The following is a 14,865-nucleotide window of genomic DNA, read 5'->3' as shown; positions in this document are numbered from 1 at the left end:
CGCACAGGTTGTGCCGCCGGGTCAGCTCATAGCTCTTGCTCAGGTCCTTCTGGATCTCCAGACAGGGCTGGGCTACGCCGGGGGTGTAGGCCAGGGACAGGTCGTCCTTGGTGGCCACGGGGACAGTGGCGATCACCTCGATCTTTCCCTTCCATTCGCCGTGCAGGCGCAGGGATTCCTTTGCGTAATCCATGATGATTCCTCTCTTTCCATTGGGAAGGCCGGGGGAGCGCCCGGCCTCTTTTTCTTCCTCATAGTATAACGCTACGGAAAAAAACGCAACCTGAAAGCTGCCGTTTCGGCAAAAATCTCGCTTAACTTTTCAATTTCTTCCATATTTTGTGTAAATCACCGAATAATTCATTGACGGCTTCCGTTTCTTCTGATAAAATACAATTTATCTGCCTTTGGTAGAGGAATGGATTTGAGAAAATGGAGGATAATTATGGAACATCACAGAGGACAATGGGGCAGCAACCTGGGTTTCTTGCTGGCCACAGTGGGCGCCGCCGTTGGTCTTGGCAATGTCTGGGCTTTCCCCTTTAAAATGGGCGCCACCGGAGGCTTCCCCTTCCTGGTCGTCTATCTGATCCTGGCCGCGCTGATCGGTTTCCCCATCATGATCTCGGAGCTGGCCATTGGCCGGAACGTGGGACGCAGCGTACTGGTCAGCTACCAACGCCTGGGGGGCGGAGTCGGCGCTTTCATCGGTTGGCTGGCCATGCTCTCCCCCCTGCTGATCCTCAGCTTTTACACGGTACTGGGCGCTTACTGCATGCAGTATGTGGCCCTGAATCTCTCTGAGCTGATGGGCCTGACCTCGATCTCCCACATCAGCGGCGCCCAATCTTTTACCGACATGCTCGCCAACCAGCCTATGGCCCTGTTGTTCACCTTCCTGTTTATTCTGATCTGCTTTCTGATCATCCGGGGCGGTATCAAGGACGGCATCGAGAAATTCAATAAGGTTGGTATGCCCGCCCTGTTCCTTATGCTGGTCGTAGTCATCATTCGTGCTGTGACGCTGCCCGGAGCCGTGGAGGGCCTGAAGTTCATGTTCGCCCCCAACCTGACCCCCTTCACCTCCCTGGAGGGCTTTCTGAAGGTGCTCTCCGTGGCCGGCGGCCAGATGTTCTTCTCCCTGTCCCTGGCTATGGGCATCACCGTGACCTACGGCTCCTATCTGAGCAAGAAAGAGGACCTGGTCAAAAACTCCCTGCTGATCATCATTTCCGACACCCTGGTGGCTATCATGGCCGGCATGGCCGTGCTGCCCGCCGCCTTCGCCTTGGGCGGAGAGGGCGCTGAGATGGCCGGCCCCAAGCTGTTGTTCATCACCCTCCAGGATGTGTTCAACGCCATGGGCCCCGCCGGCCCCCTGTTCGGCATCCTGTTCTATTTGCTGGTCTCCCTGGCTGCCATCACCTCCGCCATCGCCCTGATCGAGGTGCTGGTCACCTTCCTCATTGACCGGGACACCCTGAAAGGCCGGACGCCCAACCGCAGCCGGCTGGTGGCGCTGGTCTGTCTGGTCATCCTGGTAATGGCAGCTCTGGTAGCCGCCGACGGTCTGGGCGCCAACGGCCTGTGGGTCCCCTTCCAGGCCAGCGGCCGCAACCTCGCCGCCTCCTGGCTGGACTTTATGGACTTCATCTCCGAGGGTATCGCCATGCCTTTGGGCGCTCTGATCATGTCCCTTCTGGTGGGGTGGAAGATCGGTCCCGCAGTCATTCAGGAGGAGGTCCGTCTGGGGGACAGCCACTTCAACGGCGCGCTCTACCGCTTCTACCGCGTCTGCATCCGCTTTGTCGCCCCCATAGGGATGGCTTTCATTCTGTACGGTCAGTTGACCTCCTTCTTCGCCATCCCTTCCTGAACAACAGCCAAAAAGCGGCGTTTCCCGGGTTTATACGGGAAACGCCGCTTTTTTATTTGTCACCGCGGGGAAGCTCCGACTTTCCGATACTCCTCCGCCTGGGTAAGCAGCTCTCCGGCGCTCTGGCGCAGGGTATCGCTGACCGCGCCGCCTCCCATGAGCCGGGCCAGCTCATTTTCCCGGCCCTGGCGGTCCAGCCGCTCCACTCTGGTATAGGTCCGGCCGCCCCGCTCTCCCTTTTCCACCGAGAAATGGGCGTCGGCCATGGCCGCGATCTGGGGCAGATGGGTGACGCAAAGCACCTGCTTGCGCCGGGCCACGTCGGCCATCTTCTCCGCAACCTTCTGAGCCGCCCGTCCGGACACGCCGGTATCCACCTCGTCAAAGACAAGGCTTCCGATGCCGTCGTCCTCCGCCAGCACGTTTTTCAGCGCCAGCATGATCCGGGCCAGCTCGCCGCCCGAGGCCACCTTCTGGATGGGCTTCAGCGCCTCGCCCACGTTGGCGGACATGAGAAACTGGACCTGGTCCATCCCGGTGGTGTCCATGCCGTCCTCCCCGGCACTGGGCAGAAATTCCGTCTCGAATCGCACCTTTGGCATATCCAGCTGGCGCAGCTCCTCCTGGACCCGCTTCTGGAGGGCCAAAGCCGCCTCCTTTCGGGCGGCGGACAGGACCTCTCCCTTTTGGAGAGCGGTCTTCTTCGCCTTGGCAAGCTCCCCCTCCAGACGTGCGATGGTGTCGTCGGCGTACTGGATCTGATCCAGCTCCCGGCGGCACTGCTCCAGGTAGTCCAGCATGTCGTCCACGGTGGCGCCGTACTTCTTTTTCAGCCGGTAGATCACGTCCAGGCGGCCCTCCAGCTGGTCAAGCTCCTCAGGAGAGAAGTCCAGCTCCCGGCCCAGATCCTGAAGCATCTCCGCCACGTCCTCTGCCGCGGAGCGCAGAGCCGTCAGCTTTTCGCCCAGCTCTGCCATTTGGCCGCTGTACCGGGTGATGCTTCGCACCGCTCCCTCGGCGTCGGCGATGAGGTCGCAGGCGCCTTGGCTGTTCTCACTGCCGGACAGGGCAAATTCCGCCGCCTGGAGGCCGTCCATCAGCTTTCCCGCGCTGCGCAGCAGGTTTTTCCGCGCGTCCAGCTCCTCGTCCTCCCCCGGCTTCAGATCGGCGCGCTCCAGCTCCCGGATCTGATAATTCAGGGTATCCACCCGGCGGGACCGCTCCGCCTCGTCCATCTCCAGGGAGGCGATCTGCTTTTTCAGCCCGGCCATCGTCTCATAGGCCTGTCGGTAATCGGCCAGCAGAGGCGCCGTTTTTCCAAAGCTGTCCAGATAGGTCAGGTGGCAGGACGGGTCCAGCAGCTGCTGGCCGTCGTGCTGGCCATGGATGTCCAGCAGCTGACGGCCCAGCTCCCGGAGCTGTGCCACCGTCAAAGGCCGCCCGTCCAGGCGGCAGGCGTTGCGCCCGTCTCCCTGGATCTCCCGCTGGAGGAGCAGCTCATCCCCCTGGACAAAGCCGTTTTGGGCCAGCCAGGGCAGCTCCGGCAGGCCGGTGAACACCGCCGTCACCAGGGCGGACTTGGCTCCGGTTCGGATCAGCTCCCGGCTGGTCCGCTGGCCAAGCACGGCGCTGATGGCGTCAATGACGATGGATTTTCCCGCGCCGGTCTCGCCGGTCAGAACGTTGAACCCCCGGTCAAAGCTGATGTCCGCCGACTCGATGATGGCGATATTTTCAATGTGGAGCAGTGAGAGCATACTCTCTCCTCCTTGTCCTTCTAAACGCCCTTATTTCAGCAGCTTGTGGACCTCGCTGCTGAACTGCTGGGCGGCGGCATTGTCCCGCATGATCAGGATGCCCGTGTCATCGCCGGCCAGACTGCCCACCATGCCGTGGATCTCCATACCGTCCAGAGCGGAGCAGGCCGCCGAGGCCAGGCCGGGCATGGTGCGGACCACCACGATATTCTGGGCCACGTCCACAGCGGTGACGCCTTCTTTAAAAATGTTCCGCAGCCGGGTATCCAGTCCGCTCACGGTCTTCCGCTCGGTCAGAGCGTACCGGTATCCGCCCCGGCCTGTCAGTTCCTTGACCAGCCGCAGCTCCTTGATGTCCCGGGAAATGGTGGCCTGGGTGGCGGTAAAGCCTCTGGAGCGCAATTCCTCCAGCAGCTGCTCCTGGGTCTCCACCTCCGTCATCTGGATGATATTCAAAATCTCCGCCTGACGCGCGTTTTTCATGGCGCAAACCCTCCCAATTTCTGATTGATGACTTGGTAAAAGTTGCGGTGCGCCAGCTGCACCAGCTTTGTGGTATAGGTGGACCGGCTGATCTCCACCCGGTCGCCGCCAGTCAGCCGAACCGCTTTCCCGCCGTCCACTGACAAGTACAAATGCTTTCGGTTCCCCTTGGGCAGCCGGACCGTCACCAGCCTCTGAGGCGCCAGCACCATGGCGCGGGCCGCCAGACGGTGGGCGCACACAGGGGTCACGATGATGCATTGAGAGGTAGGCTCCACGATGGGGCCCCCGGCGGACATGGAATAGGCCGTGGAGCCGGTGGGTGTGGCGATGATCACGCCATCTCCCGTCATGGCGGTGACCTGGGTCTGGTCGGCCAGCACCTCCAGTTCCGCCACCCGGGCCATGGAGCCTTTGGAGAGGACGGCGTCGTTCAGCGCCAGATCCTGGCTGACCATCCGATCTCCCCGAAAGACCCGAACGTCCAGCATCATTCGCTCCTCAATGGTGTACTCCCCCCGGGCCAGCGGCGCCAGCTGGGCCAATTCGCCCCGTTCCAGCTCGGCCATAAAGCCCACGCTCCCCATGTTGACGCCCATCAGAGGAACGTTATGGAGGGTAGCGTCCCGGGCCGCGTGGAGGATCGTGCCGTCTCCGCCGAAGCAGACCAGCAGGTCGGCCTCCGGCAGCTCACGGCTCAGTGAGGACAGGGGCACCTGGCCGGGCAGCTCCAGCCGATCCCCTTTTTTGGGGGTAAAGGGCAGGCAGAGCACCGTCTTGGCCCCCGCCTTCTCCAGAACCCGCTGTGCCTCCAGCGCCGCCCGCAGTCCCCGGTCCCGATAGGGGTTGGAGCTGAGAATGATCTTCATTCCTCCCCCTCCTTCCAGACGCTGTGGGACAGCTCCACCAGGGCCTTCAGATCCCCCTGGTAGGCCGGGCCTTCTCCGGCGTACAGATAGCCCAGGTACTCAATGTTGCCCTCCGGACCTTTTATGGGTGAAAAGGTAATATCCTTTACAGAAAATCCCGCATTGGCCGCATGGACCAGAAAGTGCTCCAGCACCTCCAGATGGACCTGGGGGTCCCGGACCACGCCCTTCTTGCCCACCTTTTCACGTCCCGCCTCGAACTGGGGCTTGACCAGGCAGACCCCTTCGCCACCAGCCCGCATCAGCGGGCGCAGGGCGGGCAAGATCAGGTTCAGGGAAATGAAGGACACGTCCACCGAAAAGAAATCCAGGGGCTGGGGGATCTGCTCCGCCGTCAGATAGCGGGCGTTGGTCCGCTCCATACACACCACCTGGGGATGGGTCCGCAGCCGCCAGTCCAGCTGGTTGTAGCCCACATCCACGGCGTAGACCTTTGCCGCCCCGTTCTGGAGCATACAGTCGGTAAAGCCCCCGGTGGAGGCGCCGATGTCGGCGCAGACGACTCCCTGCAGACTGATCGGCCAGCAGCTCATGGCCTTTTCCAGCTTCAGACCGCCCCGGCTCACATATCGAAGCTGCTTGCCCCGCACCTCGATCTTGTCCTCCTCCTTGACCGGAGCGCCCGCCTTATCCACCTTCTGGCCGTTAACATAGACCTGACCGGCCATGATGACCGCCTGAGCCTTCTGCCGGCTCTCCGCCAGGCCCTGTTCCGTCATTGCCACATCCAATCTCTTTTTAGCCACGGCCCAGCACCTCCATTGCCTTTCGTGCGATCCCCTCGCCGTCCAGACTCAATTCCCATTTCAGGCAGCTCAGCGCTCCGTGGGTCACAAAGCGCTGGCCGCAGTTGATCAGACAGATCTTTCCCGGCACGCCGGCCTGCTCCAGGTCGGCGGCCAGCCGCTGTCCCACGCAGCCCTCGGCGGCGCAGTCCTCGGCCACAAGCAGAACGCCGGTCTTTCGCACCGACTCCACCACCAGATTGGGGACCAAGGGGATGATCTGGTTCAGCTTGACTACCTCGGCCTCCACGCCCTGTTCAGCCAGAAGCTGGGCTCCCTCCAGCAGGTCGTTGATCTCCATTCCGTAACCGGCCAGGGTGATATCCCCGCCCTGCCGCAGGACCGTGGACGGGGCCTGGCCGCAGTCGGCGGTGTAGCGTCCCTCGCCCCCTCTGGGGTAACGGACGGCCACCGGGCCCTCCATCCTCAGAACAGCCCGCTCCAGCATTTGCTCCAACTCCGCAAAGCTGGCAGGTGCCAGCACCGTCATGCCGGGAACACTGTTCAGATAGGCCACGTCAAAGACGCCGTGGTGGGTCTCCCCGTCCTCACCCACCAGACCTGCCCGGTCCACCCCCAACACTACATGGAGGTGGTCGATGGCCACGTCGTGGATGAGCATATCATAGGACCGCTGGAGGAAGGTGGAATAGACGGCAAAGACCGGGATCGCCCCCTGCTTGGCCATGCCAGCCGCCATGGAGACGGCACAGCCCTCGGCAATGCCCACGTCAAAAAACCGCTCAGGGCAGGCGGCCTGGAAGTGCTCCAGCCCCGTTCCGGTGGTCATGGCCGCCGTAATGGCGCACACCCGGCGGTCCTCCCGGCCCAGCCGGGCCAGGGTCCGACCAAAAACGGCGGAGAAGTTGTCTCCCCCCGCCTTCAGCGGCTTTCCGGTCATGGCGTCAAAGGGAGAGACGCCGTGGAACGCGTCGGGATTCTCTTCCGCAGGTAGAAAGCCTTTTCCCTTTACAGTCTTTACATGGAGCAGGACCGGCTCGTTCAGCTCCTTGGCGTACCGAAGGGTCTTGGTCAGCCGGTGCAGATCGTGGCCGTCCACCGGACCCAGGTAGTTGAATCCCATATTTTCAAACATGCTGCACGGCAGCAGGCTCTGCTTCAGCGCCTGCTTCATCCGATGGGTGACCTTGTAGGCCTTCCGGCCCAGCCAGGTGGCATTCATGAACCGGCGGTAGTTCTTCTTGAAGGTCAGGTACTGGGGCTTCAGCCGCTGCCGGGCCAGATGGTCCGCCACCGCCCCCACATTGGGGGTGATGGACATGCCGTTGTCGTTCAGGATGACCAGCAGCTGCTGGCCGCACTCTCCGGCGTTGGACAGCCCCTCGTAGGCCAGCCCGCCGGTGAGGGCCCCGTCGCCGAGAAGGGCGATCACCTTATAGTCCTCCCCCAGAGCAGTCCTGGCCCGGGCCATGCCCAGAGCCACCGCCACTGAGTTGGAGGCGTGACCGGCCACAAAGGCGTCGTGGACGCTCTCCCCCGGCTTGGGGAAACCGGCGATACCGCCGTACTGCCGCAGGCCGGACATGGCCTCCCGCCGGCCGGTGATGATCTTGTGGGGGTAGCACTGGTGGCCAACGTCAAAGACCAGCCGGTCCACACTGGTATCAAAGACCCTGTGGATAGCCACCGTCAGCTCCACCGCCCCCAGATTGGAGGCCAGATGGCCGCCGGTACGGGAGACGTCCTCCACCAGCTCCTTCCGCAGGCTGGCACAAAGGGCAGCCCCCTCCCGGTCCGTCAGCTGGGCCAGGAGGGGCTTATATTCTTTTTTCTCTTGATTGGTCAAATTCGTTTCCTCCCGCCTTGGGGATCTTTATTTGGTCCTGCAAGCCATCTTCCGGGCCAGCCAGATATGGAACTCCGGCCGCTCAAAGCCCTCCAAGGCGTCAATCGCCTCCTGAGTCAGCCGCTCCACCAGGGCCTCACACCCATCCAGACCCAGCGCCGTGACAAAGGTGCTCTTCTCATTGGCCCGGTCGGAGCCCACCGGCTTGCCCAGTTCCTGCTCAGAGCTGATAACGTCCAGCATATCGTCCCGGACCTGGAACGCCCGGCCCAGGGCCTGGGCATAGCGGCGGATCTTCTCCAGCTCCTCAGGCCCTGCCCCAGCGGCGATGCCGCCCAGCTGGGCGGCGGCCGTGATGAGAGCGCCCGTCTTCAGGCTCTGGAGCAGCTCCAGCTCCTCCCGGGTCAGGGCGTGGCCCTCCCCCGCCATATCCAGAGCCTGTCCTCCCACCATACCGGCGGGACCGGCCATTCGGGACAGGCAGGACACCGCAGCCGCCACACGGTCCGGGGGCAGCTCCGCCCCGGCCAGCTGTTCAAAGGCGGCGGTCAGCAGACCGTCCCCCGCCAGAATGGCCGTGGCTTCCCCGTACACCACATGGTTGGTAGGCCGGCCCCGGCGCAGGTCGTCGTTGTCCATGGCGGGCAGATCATCGTGGATCAGAGAATAAGTATGGATCATCTCCACCCCGCAGGCAAAGGGCAGGGCAGACTGGAGATTGCCGCCGCACATGCGGCAGGTCTCCAGAGTCAGCACCGGGCGGATCCGCTTGCCCCCAGCCAGGAGGGAATACTCCATGGCCTCCTGCAAATCGGCATAATGGGTCTCCCCCCGAAAAACATTCGCCAGATGCTCCTCGATCATGGCCTGATCCCGGGCCATCAGCAGTGTAAAGTCTTTTTCCATGTCAGCTCTCTCCCTGAAACGGTTCTTCCACCGGCTGGCCGTCCTCTCCGGCGGTCAGCAGAGTCACCTTCTGCTCCGCCTGGTCCAGCTGCTTGGTACACTCCCGCAGCAGCTTGGCCCCCTCCTCGAACAGGGTCATGGCCTGCTCCAGCGGGGCGTCTCCCCGCTCCAGCAGGCAGACGATCTCCTCCAGCCGGGCCATGGAGCCCTCAAAATCCATTTTCTTCTTCGTCGCCATGAAGATACTCCTTTCCGGCCTCTGGCTGCGGAGCCCGCAGTCCTCTAATTTCTAACTTCCTCCGCCCGGCAGTCCAACGTACCGTCAGACAGGCGCAGGGTAAAGCGATCCCCGGGGGCGGCGTCCTTCACCGAGGACAAGACTGTCCCGTCCCCCTTCTGGGCAATGGCATAGCCCCGGCCCAACACTTTCAGGGGGCTCAGGGCGTCCAGGGAAGCGGCCAGCCGGGCCAGCCGCTCCTTCTGGGCCGAGACGCTCCGGTCCAGGCCGTGGACCAGACGGCGGCTCTGGTAGTCCAGCAGCAGCCGCTTGTTTTGAAAGTAGGAGGCGGGCTCGGTCATGGCGCGGCTCCCGGCCGCCCGGTCCAGCCGCTGGCGGTACTGGGCCAGCCGGTAGGCCATCCCGCCCCGCAGCCGCTCCCGGTGGTGGAGCAGCGCGCCGTACACCTCGTTCTGGTCGGGCACCGCAAGCTCGGCGGCGTTGGAGGGAGTGGCGGCCCGCAGGTCGGCCACAAAATCCGCAATGGTCACGTCGGGCTCATGGCCCACGGCGGAGATAACGGGGATCTCCGAGTCATAGATGGCCCGGGCCACCGCCTCCTCGTTGAAGGCCCACAGGTCCTCCATGGAGCCGCCGCCCCGGCCGGTGATGATCAGATCGGCTGCCTGCTGCCAGTTGGCCCAACGGATGGCGGCGGCGATCTCCTCCGCCGCCCCCTCGCCCTGGACCCGGACGGGCAGCACCTTGATCTGTGCCATGGGCCAACGGGCTCCCAGGATACGGAGCATATCCCGCACCGCCGCCCCGACAGGAGAGGTCACCAGCGCGATGGTCTTGGGGAACCGCGGAACAGGCTTTTTATGCTCCCGGTCAAACAGCCCCTCCCGCGCCAGCTTTGCCTTCAGCTGTTCAAAGGCCACATGGAGGTCTCCCGCCCCCTCAGGGGTCAGGCGGACGCAGTACAGCTGGTACTGTCCGTCCCGGGGAAAGACGGTCACCCGGCCGGCGGCAATGACCTGCATCCCGTTCTGGGGCCGAAACCGCAACGAGGCGGCGTCCCCCCGGAACATGACGCACCGCAGGGCCCCTTCCCCGTCCTTCAAGGTGAAATAATGGTGGCCGGAGGGGTACATCTTATAGTTGGAGATCTCTCCCCGGACCAGCAGACCGGACAGTACCCGGTCCCGGTCCATAAAGCCCTTGATATATTGGCCCACCTGGGTGGGCGTCAGTATGGTCGTTTCCGTTCTCATGTTCTCCGCTGTTTCTCCAATGCCCGCCAAGTCAGAATGGCGGCGCCCATGGCGTTGTCAGTAGCATACTGAGGCTGGGCGAAAATGGCCTGACAGCCCTGCTCCAGCGCTCCCCGCAGCTGCCGGTTGGAGGCCACGCCCCCGGAGCACAGCACCGGCAGGCCGGGCCAGCGGCGCTGCGCCTCCCGGGTAGCCCGGAGGACCACTCCGATCACTGTGTCCAGGGTAAACCGGGCGATGTTGGCAGGCTTCTCCCCCGCCGACACCAGCTGCTTGACCTTGTTCTCCATGCCGGACAGGGAGAAGCTCAGTTCCTGGAGCTTCACCCGGTAATCCAGACAGGCGTCCGCCTGGTCATAGAGGGCGTCCAGAGCCTTCCCTGCCGGGAACTGGAGCCCCAGCAGCACGCCGGTCCGGTCGATGAGCTGGCCGGCGGAGATGTCGCTGGTGCCTCCCACGATCTCCGCTCTCACGCTGGTCCCGTCCGGCTCCACCCGCAGCAGCTCGGTGGTTCCTCCGGACAGGTGCCAGGCCAGGAAAGGCCGATCCAGCAGATCCAGACGGCCGGCGGACCAGGCCGCCGCCACCAAGTGCCCCTGCTGGTGGGAATGGGCAAAAAAGGGCACTCCCAGGGTATGAGCCAGACTCTGTCCCTGGGATGCGCCCGCCAAAAAGCACGGCATGTAGGAGCCCTCCACCGCCCTTGGGCGGGTGCTGGCTCCTACCGCCTCAATATTCTGAAGAAGTCCCGCCTGTTCCAAACGGGAAAACAGCTCCGGCAGCCGCTTCACATGCTGGAACAGAGCGTCGCTCTGCCGCAGGCCCAGCTCGCCGGGGCGCACCTCCAGCAGGCGGCCCTCATTCCAGCCGTTTTGGCCGTCAAACACCGCCGCGGAGGTGGTATAGTTGCTGGTATCCAGTCCCAGGACAGGCATAGTCAGTCCTCCGCCTCTTCCGCGGGACGGGAGGACTCCCCCTCCTCAGTTCCAAGCCCCTCCGCTTTTTCGGGCTTGGGCGGGGTGTCGGCAAACTCGGTACGGACAAAGGTGCCGAGGATGCCGTTGACAAAGGAGACTACCTCCTGGGGCTCGTAATTCTTGGCGATCTCCACCGCCTCGTTGATGGCGGCGGCGTTGGGGATATCCGGCATATACAGTACCTCGTACATGGCAGTACGCATAATAGCCGCCGCCATGCGGGGAATACGGGCGAAGGACCAGCCCACCGCGTACCGGCTGATATAGTCGTCCAACTCCGGCCCGTGGGCAAATACGCCCAAGACAAGCTCCCTTATGTACTGCTCCTGCTTCTCGTTGGGAAACTGGGCGTACAGGGGCATTTCCTCCGCAAGCTCGGCAAAGCGCTCCGGCGTCAGCTGCCGCTTCAGCAGTTCCTCGGCACAGTCATCTCCAAAACTCAAAGAAAAGATCAGTTGCACCGCGATCTCGCGGGCGTTGCTTCTTGTCATCGTTTTTTCCTCCCATAATACCGATCCCTGTAGGTAAGGCCTCCGGCCCGGACAAAACCTGTCTGCTGTCAAGGATCGTATCAGGCCTGCGCCCGATCATACTCATTGTCACTTCTCTTATTATAAACATGTATATGCAAAAAGAAAACCCCCAATTTCCCGGAAAAATGAAAAAAAATTCTCTCTATCCAGTGTTTTCCCAGCAGCAGGCGCCCGATGTCAGAGCGGGACTCAGGAGCCCCGGAGGCAGTATGATCGCTTTGGCAGGAAAGAAAGATTTTCCCGCAAACCAAGGAGCAATGCTCTTGCGTTTTTAAGTTCGTCCAAAATATTCCGGCTCAAGATCCTCCGAAATCTGTAATTTTGAAGGATTTTTCTATATATAGCCCCAGTCCAGTTGACTGCTTTCCGCTGTTCCAATATGGGCATGGCTCTTTTCAAAAGCGTGATGTATCCTTTACTTCACGCTTTTCCAGTTCCTGCATATGCAAATCTCTTGCTTCTCTGGGCATACTGCTTTTGAGGTGATTTTTTTGAAATATCCAGATTTGCAGGTCCTTCTGGCAGACGCGCCGGAGGCCAAGCAGTATTTTGACACACTGCCCGATTATGTGAAAGACCAGATTCGTACCCGCCCGCAGGGTGTGAACTCCTTCGAAAGCCTGCAAGACTATGCGGAAAACCTTCTGCGCGGCGACGACTGACGTCCCCGGAACTATGAGGAAAGGACCGGAGGGCCGGCCTGCATGTGGCCGATCCTCCGGTCCTTTGGTATCTCAATCTGTCTTTGGCAGCTGCCGCAGGGTGGTCGTAATGGCGCAGAGTGGAGGCCAATGCGCCGTTCAGGACGACACGGGAGAGATTCTGGACAAAATGCAGGCTGCTGAAAACATGAAATATGTTAGTAGCGTGATATCTGGTAAAAGGCCAATATGGTCACAGGGGAGGCCCATGACTGCTCTTTTACAAACCGCGCCGCCGCAGGCTTTACATCGCCCGCGGCGGCGTTTCCCGTCAGTCAACGCTCCCCTCCCCTGCCGGCCGGATGGGGATCTGTATTTCGGTGACGAACTGGGACGTGTCGTTGGTCAGTCCGAAGTCGATCATGGTGACCTCCTTGGAAAAGCCAGCCACCTGATAGCCGTGCTCGGCCAGATATTGCATCAAAATATCGTAGTATTCCGCCGCTCTCTCATGGGAGCCCCGGAACCGGACCACCGCGCAGAGCTCTTCGGGCAAAAGCATGGTGTGCCCCACATGGTCGTCCTCGTCGTCCAAAATGAGAAACACCCCTTCATACAGGTCATACCGTCTCCCCTCCAGGGCCTCCCGGGACAGGCCGATCCCCACCTTGCCCAGAAAAATGGTGGTGCCTTCCTCGTCCTGCTCCAACTCCCGGATATAGAGCTCCAGATCCAGGGGGCTGCGCAGGGTAAACGACCGCTTGAGGAAGGCGATCCTGCGGGGCGGCTTACGTTCCACTGTAATGGCGTCCAGCGTGGCGGAGGCCGCGGCGGCGATCTGGGCCAGCCGGTTGTCGATCTTCGTCTCGATACGCGCCAGCTGCTTCCGGCGGCGCCGGACCTCCTCCTTCTGCTGAAGCAGCAGCTCGCAGATGCCATCGATCTGCCGGTTCTCGATGAACTGCCCGATCTGCTCCAGAGGAATGTCCAGCTCCCTCAGATAGCGGATGGTGTTCAGGCACTCAAATTGGCGGGTGCTGTAATAGCGGTAGCCGCTGTCCGGGTCGGTATATTCGGGGCTCAGCAGTCCGATCCTGTCATAGTGGCGCAGCGTACTGACGCTGACATGAAACAGTCTGGCGATCTCCCCGATTTGAAACAGCTCGTTTTTCATCGTTCTCCCCCTCGGGCCGCACAAAGTTTTCTGCCCTGCTATTTTACCATGGGGGCCTTGACTCTGCAACTGTTGCAGGGTTTATGCTTTGCCCGAACTTAGGATGGCTTTTCCGGCCCACGTCCTGACGGGAGATGCGAACATGAATGCAAACGACCTGACCCATGGCGGCGTATTCAAAAATTTGGTACGCTTTTCACTGCCCTACCTGCTTTCCTGCTTTTTGCAGACCTTTTACGGCCTTGCCGATCTGTTCATCACCGGACAATTCAACGGCGCGTCCGCCATAACCGCCGTGTCCGTGGGCAGTCAGGTCACCCACATGCTGACCGTCATCATTGTGGGTCTGGCCATGGGCAGCACGGTGGCCATCAGCCGCTCCATCGGCGCGGGAGACCGCCGCGCCGCCTCCAGCTGCATCGGCAGCACAGCCGTCATCTTCACTGTCTTTTCCCTGGCCGCCACCGCCCTGCTGCTGCTGTTTACCGACGGCATCCTGGCCGCGCTGTCCACGCCGGCGGAGGCGGTGCCGGAAGCCAGGCAGTATCTCACCGTCTGCTTTGCCGGTGTTCCCTTTATCACTGCCTATAACGTGATCAGCAGTATATTCCGGGGCCTTGGAGACACCAAACGGCCAATGTATTTTGTGGCCGTGGCGGGCGTGGTCAATGTGGGTCTGGATTACCTGTTGATCGGTCCCATGGGGATGGGAGCCATGGGCGCGGCCCTGGCCACCGTTCTGGCCCAGGGACTCAGCGTGGTCATGGCTCTGGCCTGCATGGCGCGGATGGAGCTGGGCGTCTCCCTGTCCAAAGAGGACTTCCGGGGCTCCCACCGCCATTTTGCTGCTATTCTCAAGGTGGGTCTGCCCATCGCATTACAGGACGGCCTGATCCAGATCGCCTTTCTGGTCATCACGGTGATCGCCAACAAACGGGGACTGGACGTGGCCGCCGCCGTGGGTATCGTGGAAAAGGTCATCTGTTTCCTGTTCCTGGTCCCCTCCGCCATGCTGTCCTCGGTCTCCGCCATCGCGGCGCAGAACGCCGGCGCAGGTTTTCACCGCCGGAGCCGCAAGACGCTGGCCTGCGGCATTGGGATCAGCGTGGCCGTGGGCGCGGTCTTTGCAGTCCTGTGTCAATTTTGGGCGGAGCCTATCTTGTGTCTTTTTGCCCGGGAAGAGCCGCTTGTCATCGCCATGGGCGCCCAGTACCTGCGGGCTTATGTACTGGACTGCGTCATCGCGGGCGTCCACTTCTGCTTCAGCGGATACTTCTGCGCCTACCAGCGGCCCCTGATCTCCTTTGGACACAATCTGGCCTCCATCCTGCTGGTACGCATCCCTGGCGCCTACCTGGCCTCCCTCTGTTTTCCCGACTCCCTGTACCCCATGGGGCTGGCGGCGCCGCTGGGCTCGCTGCTGTCGTCCATCATCTGTGTGGCCGCTTATGCATGGCTGACCAGGCGCGGAGCCTGGGAGGACCGCCGGGAATAAGCGCCTGACCC

14 protein-coding genes and 1 pseudogene are annotated in these 14,865 nt (G+C 62.0%); 3 read left to right on the top strand and 12 right to left on the bottom strand.

Annotated features, from left to right (window positions below):
* Nucleotides 1–193 (bottom strand): annotated as a pseudogene (locus I6E39_RS07635) (NAD-dependent malic enzyme); the annotation flags it as partial.
* 252 nt (nucleotides 194–445) lie between these two features.
* Here I6E39_RS07635 and I6E39_RS07630 point away from each other — a divergent pair.
* Nucleotides 446–1,876, top strand: coding sequence for a sodium-dependent transporter (locus I6E39_RS07630; RefSeq protein WP_235381012.1), 1,431 nt, complete (start codon nucleotides 446–448; stop codon nucleotides 1,874–1,876).
* Between the two features lie 59 nt (nucleotides 1,877–1,935).
* On the opposite strand, the gene recN is transcribed toward I6E39_RS07630, so the two are convergent.
* From recN to nusB, 10 genes are read right to left on the bottom strand one after another with little or no spacing between them, the layout of a single operon-like run.
* Nucleotides 1,936–3,633 carry a DNA repair protein RecN gene (gene recN / locus I6E39_RS07625; RefSeq protein ID WP_235381011.1) on the bottom strand — a complete coding sequence of 566 codons (1,698 nt, stop codon included), beginning with the start codon at nucleotides 3,631–3,633 and terminating at the stop codon, nucleotides 1,936–1,938.
* Between the two features lie 30 nt (nucleotides 3,634–3,663).
* On the bottom strand, nucleotides 3,664–4,116 hold the full coding sequence (locus I6E39_RS07620; protein ID WP_235381010.1) for an arginine repressor: 453 nt from the start codon (nucleotides 4,114–4,116) through the stop codon (nucleotides 3,664–3,666).
* The gene (locus tag I6E39_RS07615) at nucleotides 4,113–4,985 is read right to left on the bottom strand and encodes an NAD(+)/NADH kinase (protein WP_235381009.1); all 873 of its coding nucleotides are present in this window, start codon (nucleotides 4,983–4,985) and stop codon (nucleotides 4,113–4,115) included. Before I6E39_RS07615 ends, I6E39_RS07620 begins: the two co-directional genes overlap by 4 nt.
* Nucleotides 4,982–5,791, bottom strand: a complete 810-nt coding sequence (locus tag I6E39_RS07610; RefSeq protein ID WP_338127122.1) for a TlyA family RNA methyltransferase — start codon at nucleotides 5,789–5,791, stop codon at nucleotides 4,982–4,984. The genes I6E39_RS07615 and I6E39_RS07610 overlap by 4 nt, the downstream gene beginning before the upstream one ends.
* Nucleotides 5,784–7,637 carry a 1-deoxy-D-xylulose-5-phosphate synthase gene (gene dxs / locus I6E39_RS07605; RefSeq protein WP_235381008.1) on the bottom strand — a complete coding sequence of 618 codons (1,854 nt, stop codon included), beginning with the start codon at nucleotides 7,635–7,637 and terminating at the stop codon, nucleotides 5,784–5,786. Before dxs ends, I6E39_RS07610 begins: the two co-directional genes overlap by 8 nt.
* A gap of 27 nt (nucleotides 7,638–7,664) precedes the next feature.
* Nucleotides 7,665–8,543, bottom strand: coding sequence for a polyprenyl synthetase family protein (locus tag I6E39_RS07600; RefSeq protein WP_235381007.1), 879 nt, complete (start codon nucleotides 8,541–8,543; stop codon nucleotides 7,665–7,667).
* A 1-nt stretch (nucleotide 8,544) separates the two neighbouring features.
* On the bottom strand, nucleotides 8,545–8,781 hold the full coding sequence (locus tag I6E39_RS07595; protein WP_235381006.1) for an exodeoxyribonuclease VII small subunit: 237 nt from the start codon (nucleotides 8,779–8,781) through the stop codon (nucleotides 8,545–8,547).
* Between the two features lie 44 nt (nucleotides 8,782–8,825).
* Nucleotides 8,826–10,034 carry an exodeoxyribonuclease VII large subunit gene (gene xseA / locus I6E39_RS07590; RefSeq protein WP_235381005.1) on the bottom strand — a complete coding sequence of 403 codons (1,209 nt, stop codon included), beginning with the start codon at nucleotides 10,032–10,034 and terminating at the stop codon, nucleotides 8,826–8,828.
* A complete protein-coding gene (locus tag I6E39_RS07585; protein ID WP_235381004.1) occupies nucleotides 10,031–10,969 on the bottom strand; it encodes a Kae1-like domain-containing protein in 939 nt (312 codons plus the stop codon). The genes xseA and I6E39_RS07585 overlap by 4 nt, the downstream gene beginning before the upstream one ends.
* Before the next feature lie 2 nt (nucleotides 10,970–10,971).
* A complete protein-coding gene (gene nusB, locus I6E39_RS07580; RefSeq protein ID WP_235381003.1) occupies nucleotides 10,972–11,502 on the bottom strand; it encodes a transcription antitermination factor NusB in 531 nt (176 codons plus the stop codon).
* Nucleotides 11,503–12,035: 533 nt separating this feature from the next.
* On the opposite strand from nusB, the gene I6E39_RS07575 reads away from it, so the two are divergent.
* Nucleotides 12,036–12,206 (top strand): hypothetical protein, encoded by a 171-nt coding sequence (locus I6E39_RS07575; RefSeq protein ID WP_268842240.1) that lies wholly within the window; start codon nucleotides 12,036–12,038, stop codon nucleotides 12,204–12,206.
* A 310-nt stretch (nucleotides 12,207–12,516) separates the two neighbouring features.
* Here I6E39_RS07575 and I6E39_RS07570 read toward each other — a convergent pair whose 3' ends face one another.
* Nucleotides 12,517–13,359 (bottom strand): MerR family transcriptional regulator, encoded by an 843-nt coding sequence (locus tag I6E39_RS07570; RefSeq protein ID WP_235381002.1) that lies wholly within the window; start codon nucleotides 13,357–13,359, stop codon nucleotides 12,517–12,519.
* A 142-nt stretch (nucleotides 13,360–13,501) separates the two neighbouring features.
* On the opposite strand from I6E39_RS07570, the gene I6E39_RS07565 reads away from it, so the two are divergent.
* A complete protein-coding gene (locus tag I6E39_RS07565) occupies nucleotides 13,502–14,854 on the top strand; it encodes an MATE family efflux transporter (RefSeq protein WP_235381001.1) in 1,353 nt (450 codons plus the stop codon).
* The last annotated feature ends 11 nt before the right edge of the window (nucleotides 14,855–14,865 follow it).

It is taken from the genome of Pseudoflavonifractor phocaeensis (genome assembly GCF_021531375.1).
Classification (GTDB): domain Bacteria; phylum Bacillota; class Clostridia; order Oscillospirales; family Oscillospiraceae; genus Lawsonibacter; species Lawsonibacter phocaeensis_B.
This window is presented reverse-complemented; position numbering and strand designations above follow the sequence as displayed.

Bases quoted from the DNA above. Each gene is read 5' to 3' on its own strand.
- I6E39_RS07630 (WP_235381012.1), top strand. From the start codon at position 446: ATGGAACATCACAGAGGACAATGGGGCAGCAACCTGGGTTTCTTGCTG.
- recN (WP_235381011.1), bottom strand. From the start codon at position 3,633: ATGCTCTCACTGCTCCACATTGAAAATATCGCCATCATCGAGTCGGCG.
- I6E39_RS07620 (WP_235381010.1), bottom strand. From the start codon at position 4,116: ATGAAAAACGCGCGTCAGGCGGAGATTTTGAATATCATCCAGATGACG.
- I6E39_RS07615 (WP_235381009.1), bottom strand. From the start codon at position 4,985: ATGAAGATCATTCTCAGCTCCAACCCCTATCGGGACCGGGGACTGCGG.
- I6E39_RS07600 (WP_235381007.1), bottom strand. From the start codon at position 8,543: ATGGAAAAAGACTTTACACTGCTGATGGCCCGGGATCAGGCCATGATC.
- I6E39_RS07595 (WP_235381006.1), bottom strand. From the start codon at position 8,781: ATGGCGACGAAGAAGAAAATGGATTTTGAGGGCTCCATGGCCCGGCTG.
- xseA (WP_235381005.1), bottom strand. From the start codon at position 10,034: ATGAGAACGGAAACGACCATACTGACGCCCACCCAGGTGGGCCAATAT.
- I6E39_RS07585 (WP_235381004.1), bottom strand. From the start codon at position 10,969: ATGCCTGTCCTGGGACTGGATACCAGCAACTATACCACCTCCGCGGCG.
- nusB (WP_235381003.1), bottom strand. From the start codon at position 11,502: ATGACAAGAAGCAACGCCCGCGAGATCGCGGTGCAACTGATCTTTTCT.
- I6E39_RS07570 (WP_235381002.1), bottom strand. From the start codon at position 13,359: ATGAAAAACGAGCTGTTTCAAATCGGGGAGATCGCCAGACTGTTTCAT.
- I6E39_RS07565 (WP_235381001.1), top strand. From the start codon at position 13,502: ATGAATGCAAACGACCTGACCCATGGCGGCGTATTCAAAAATTTGGTA.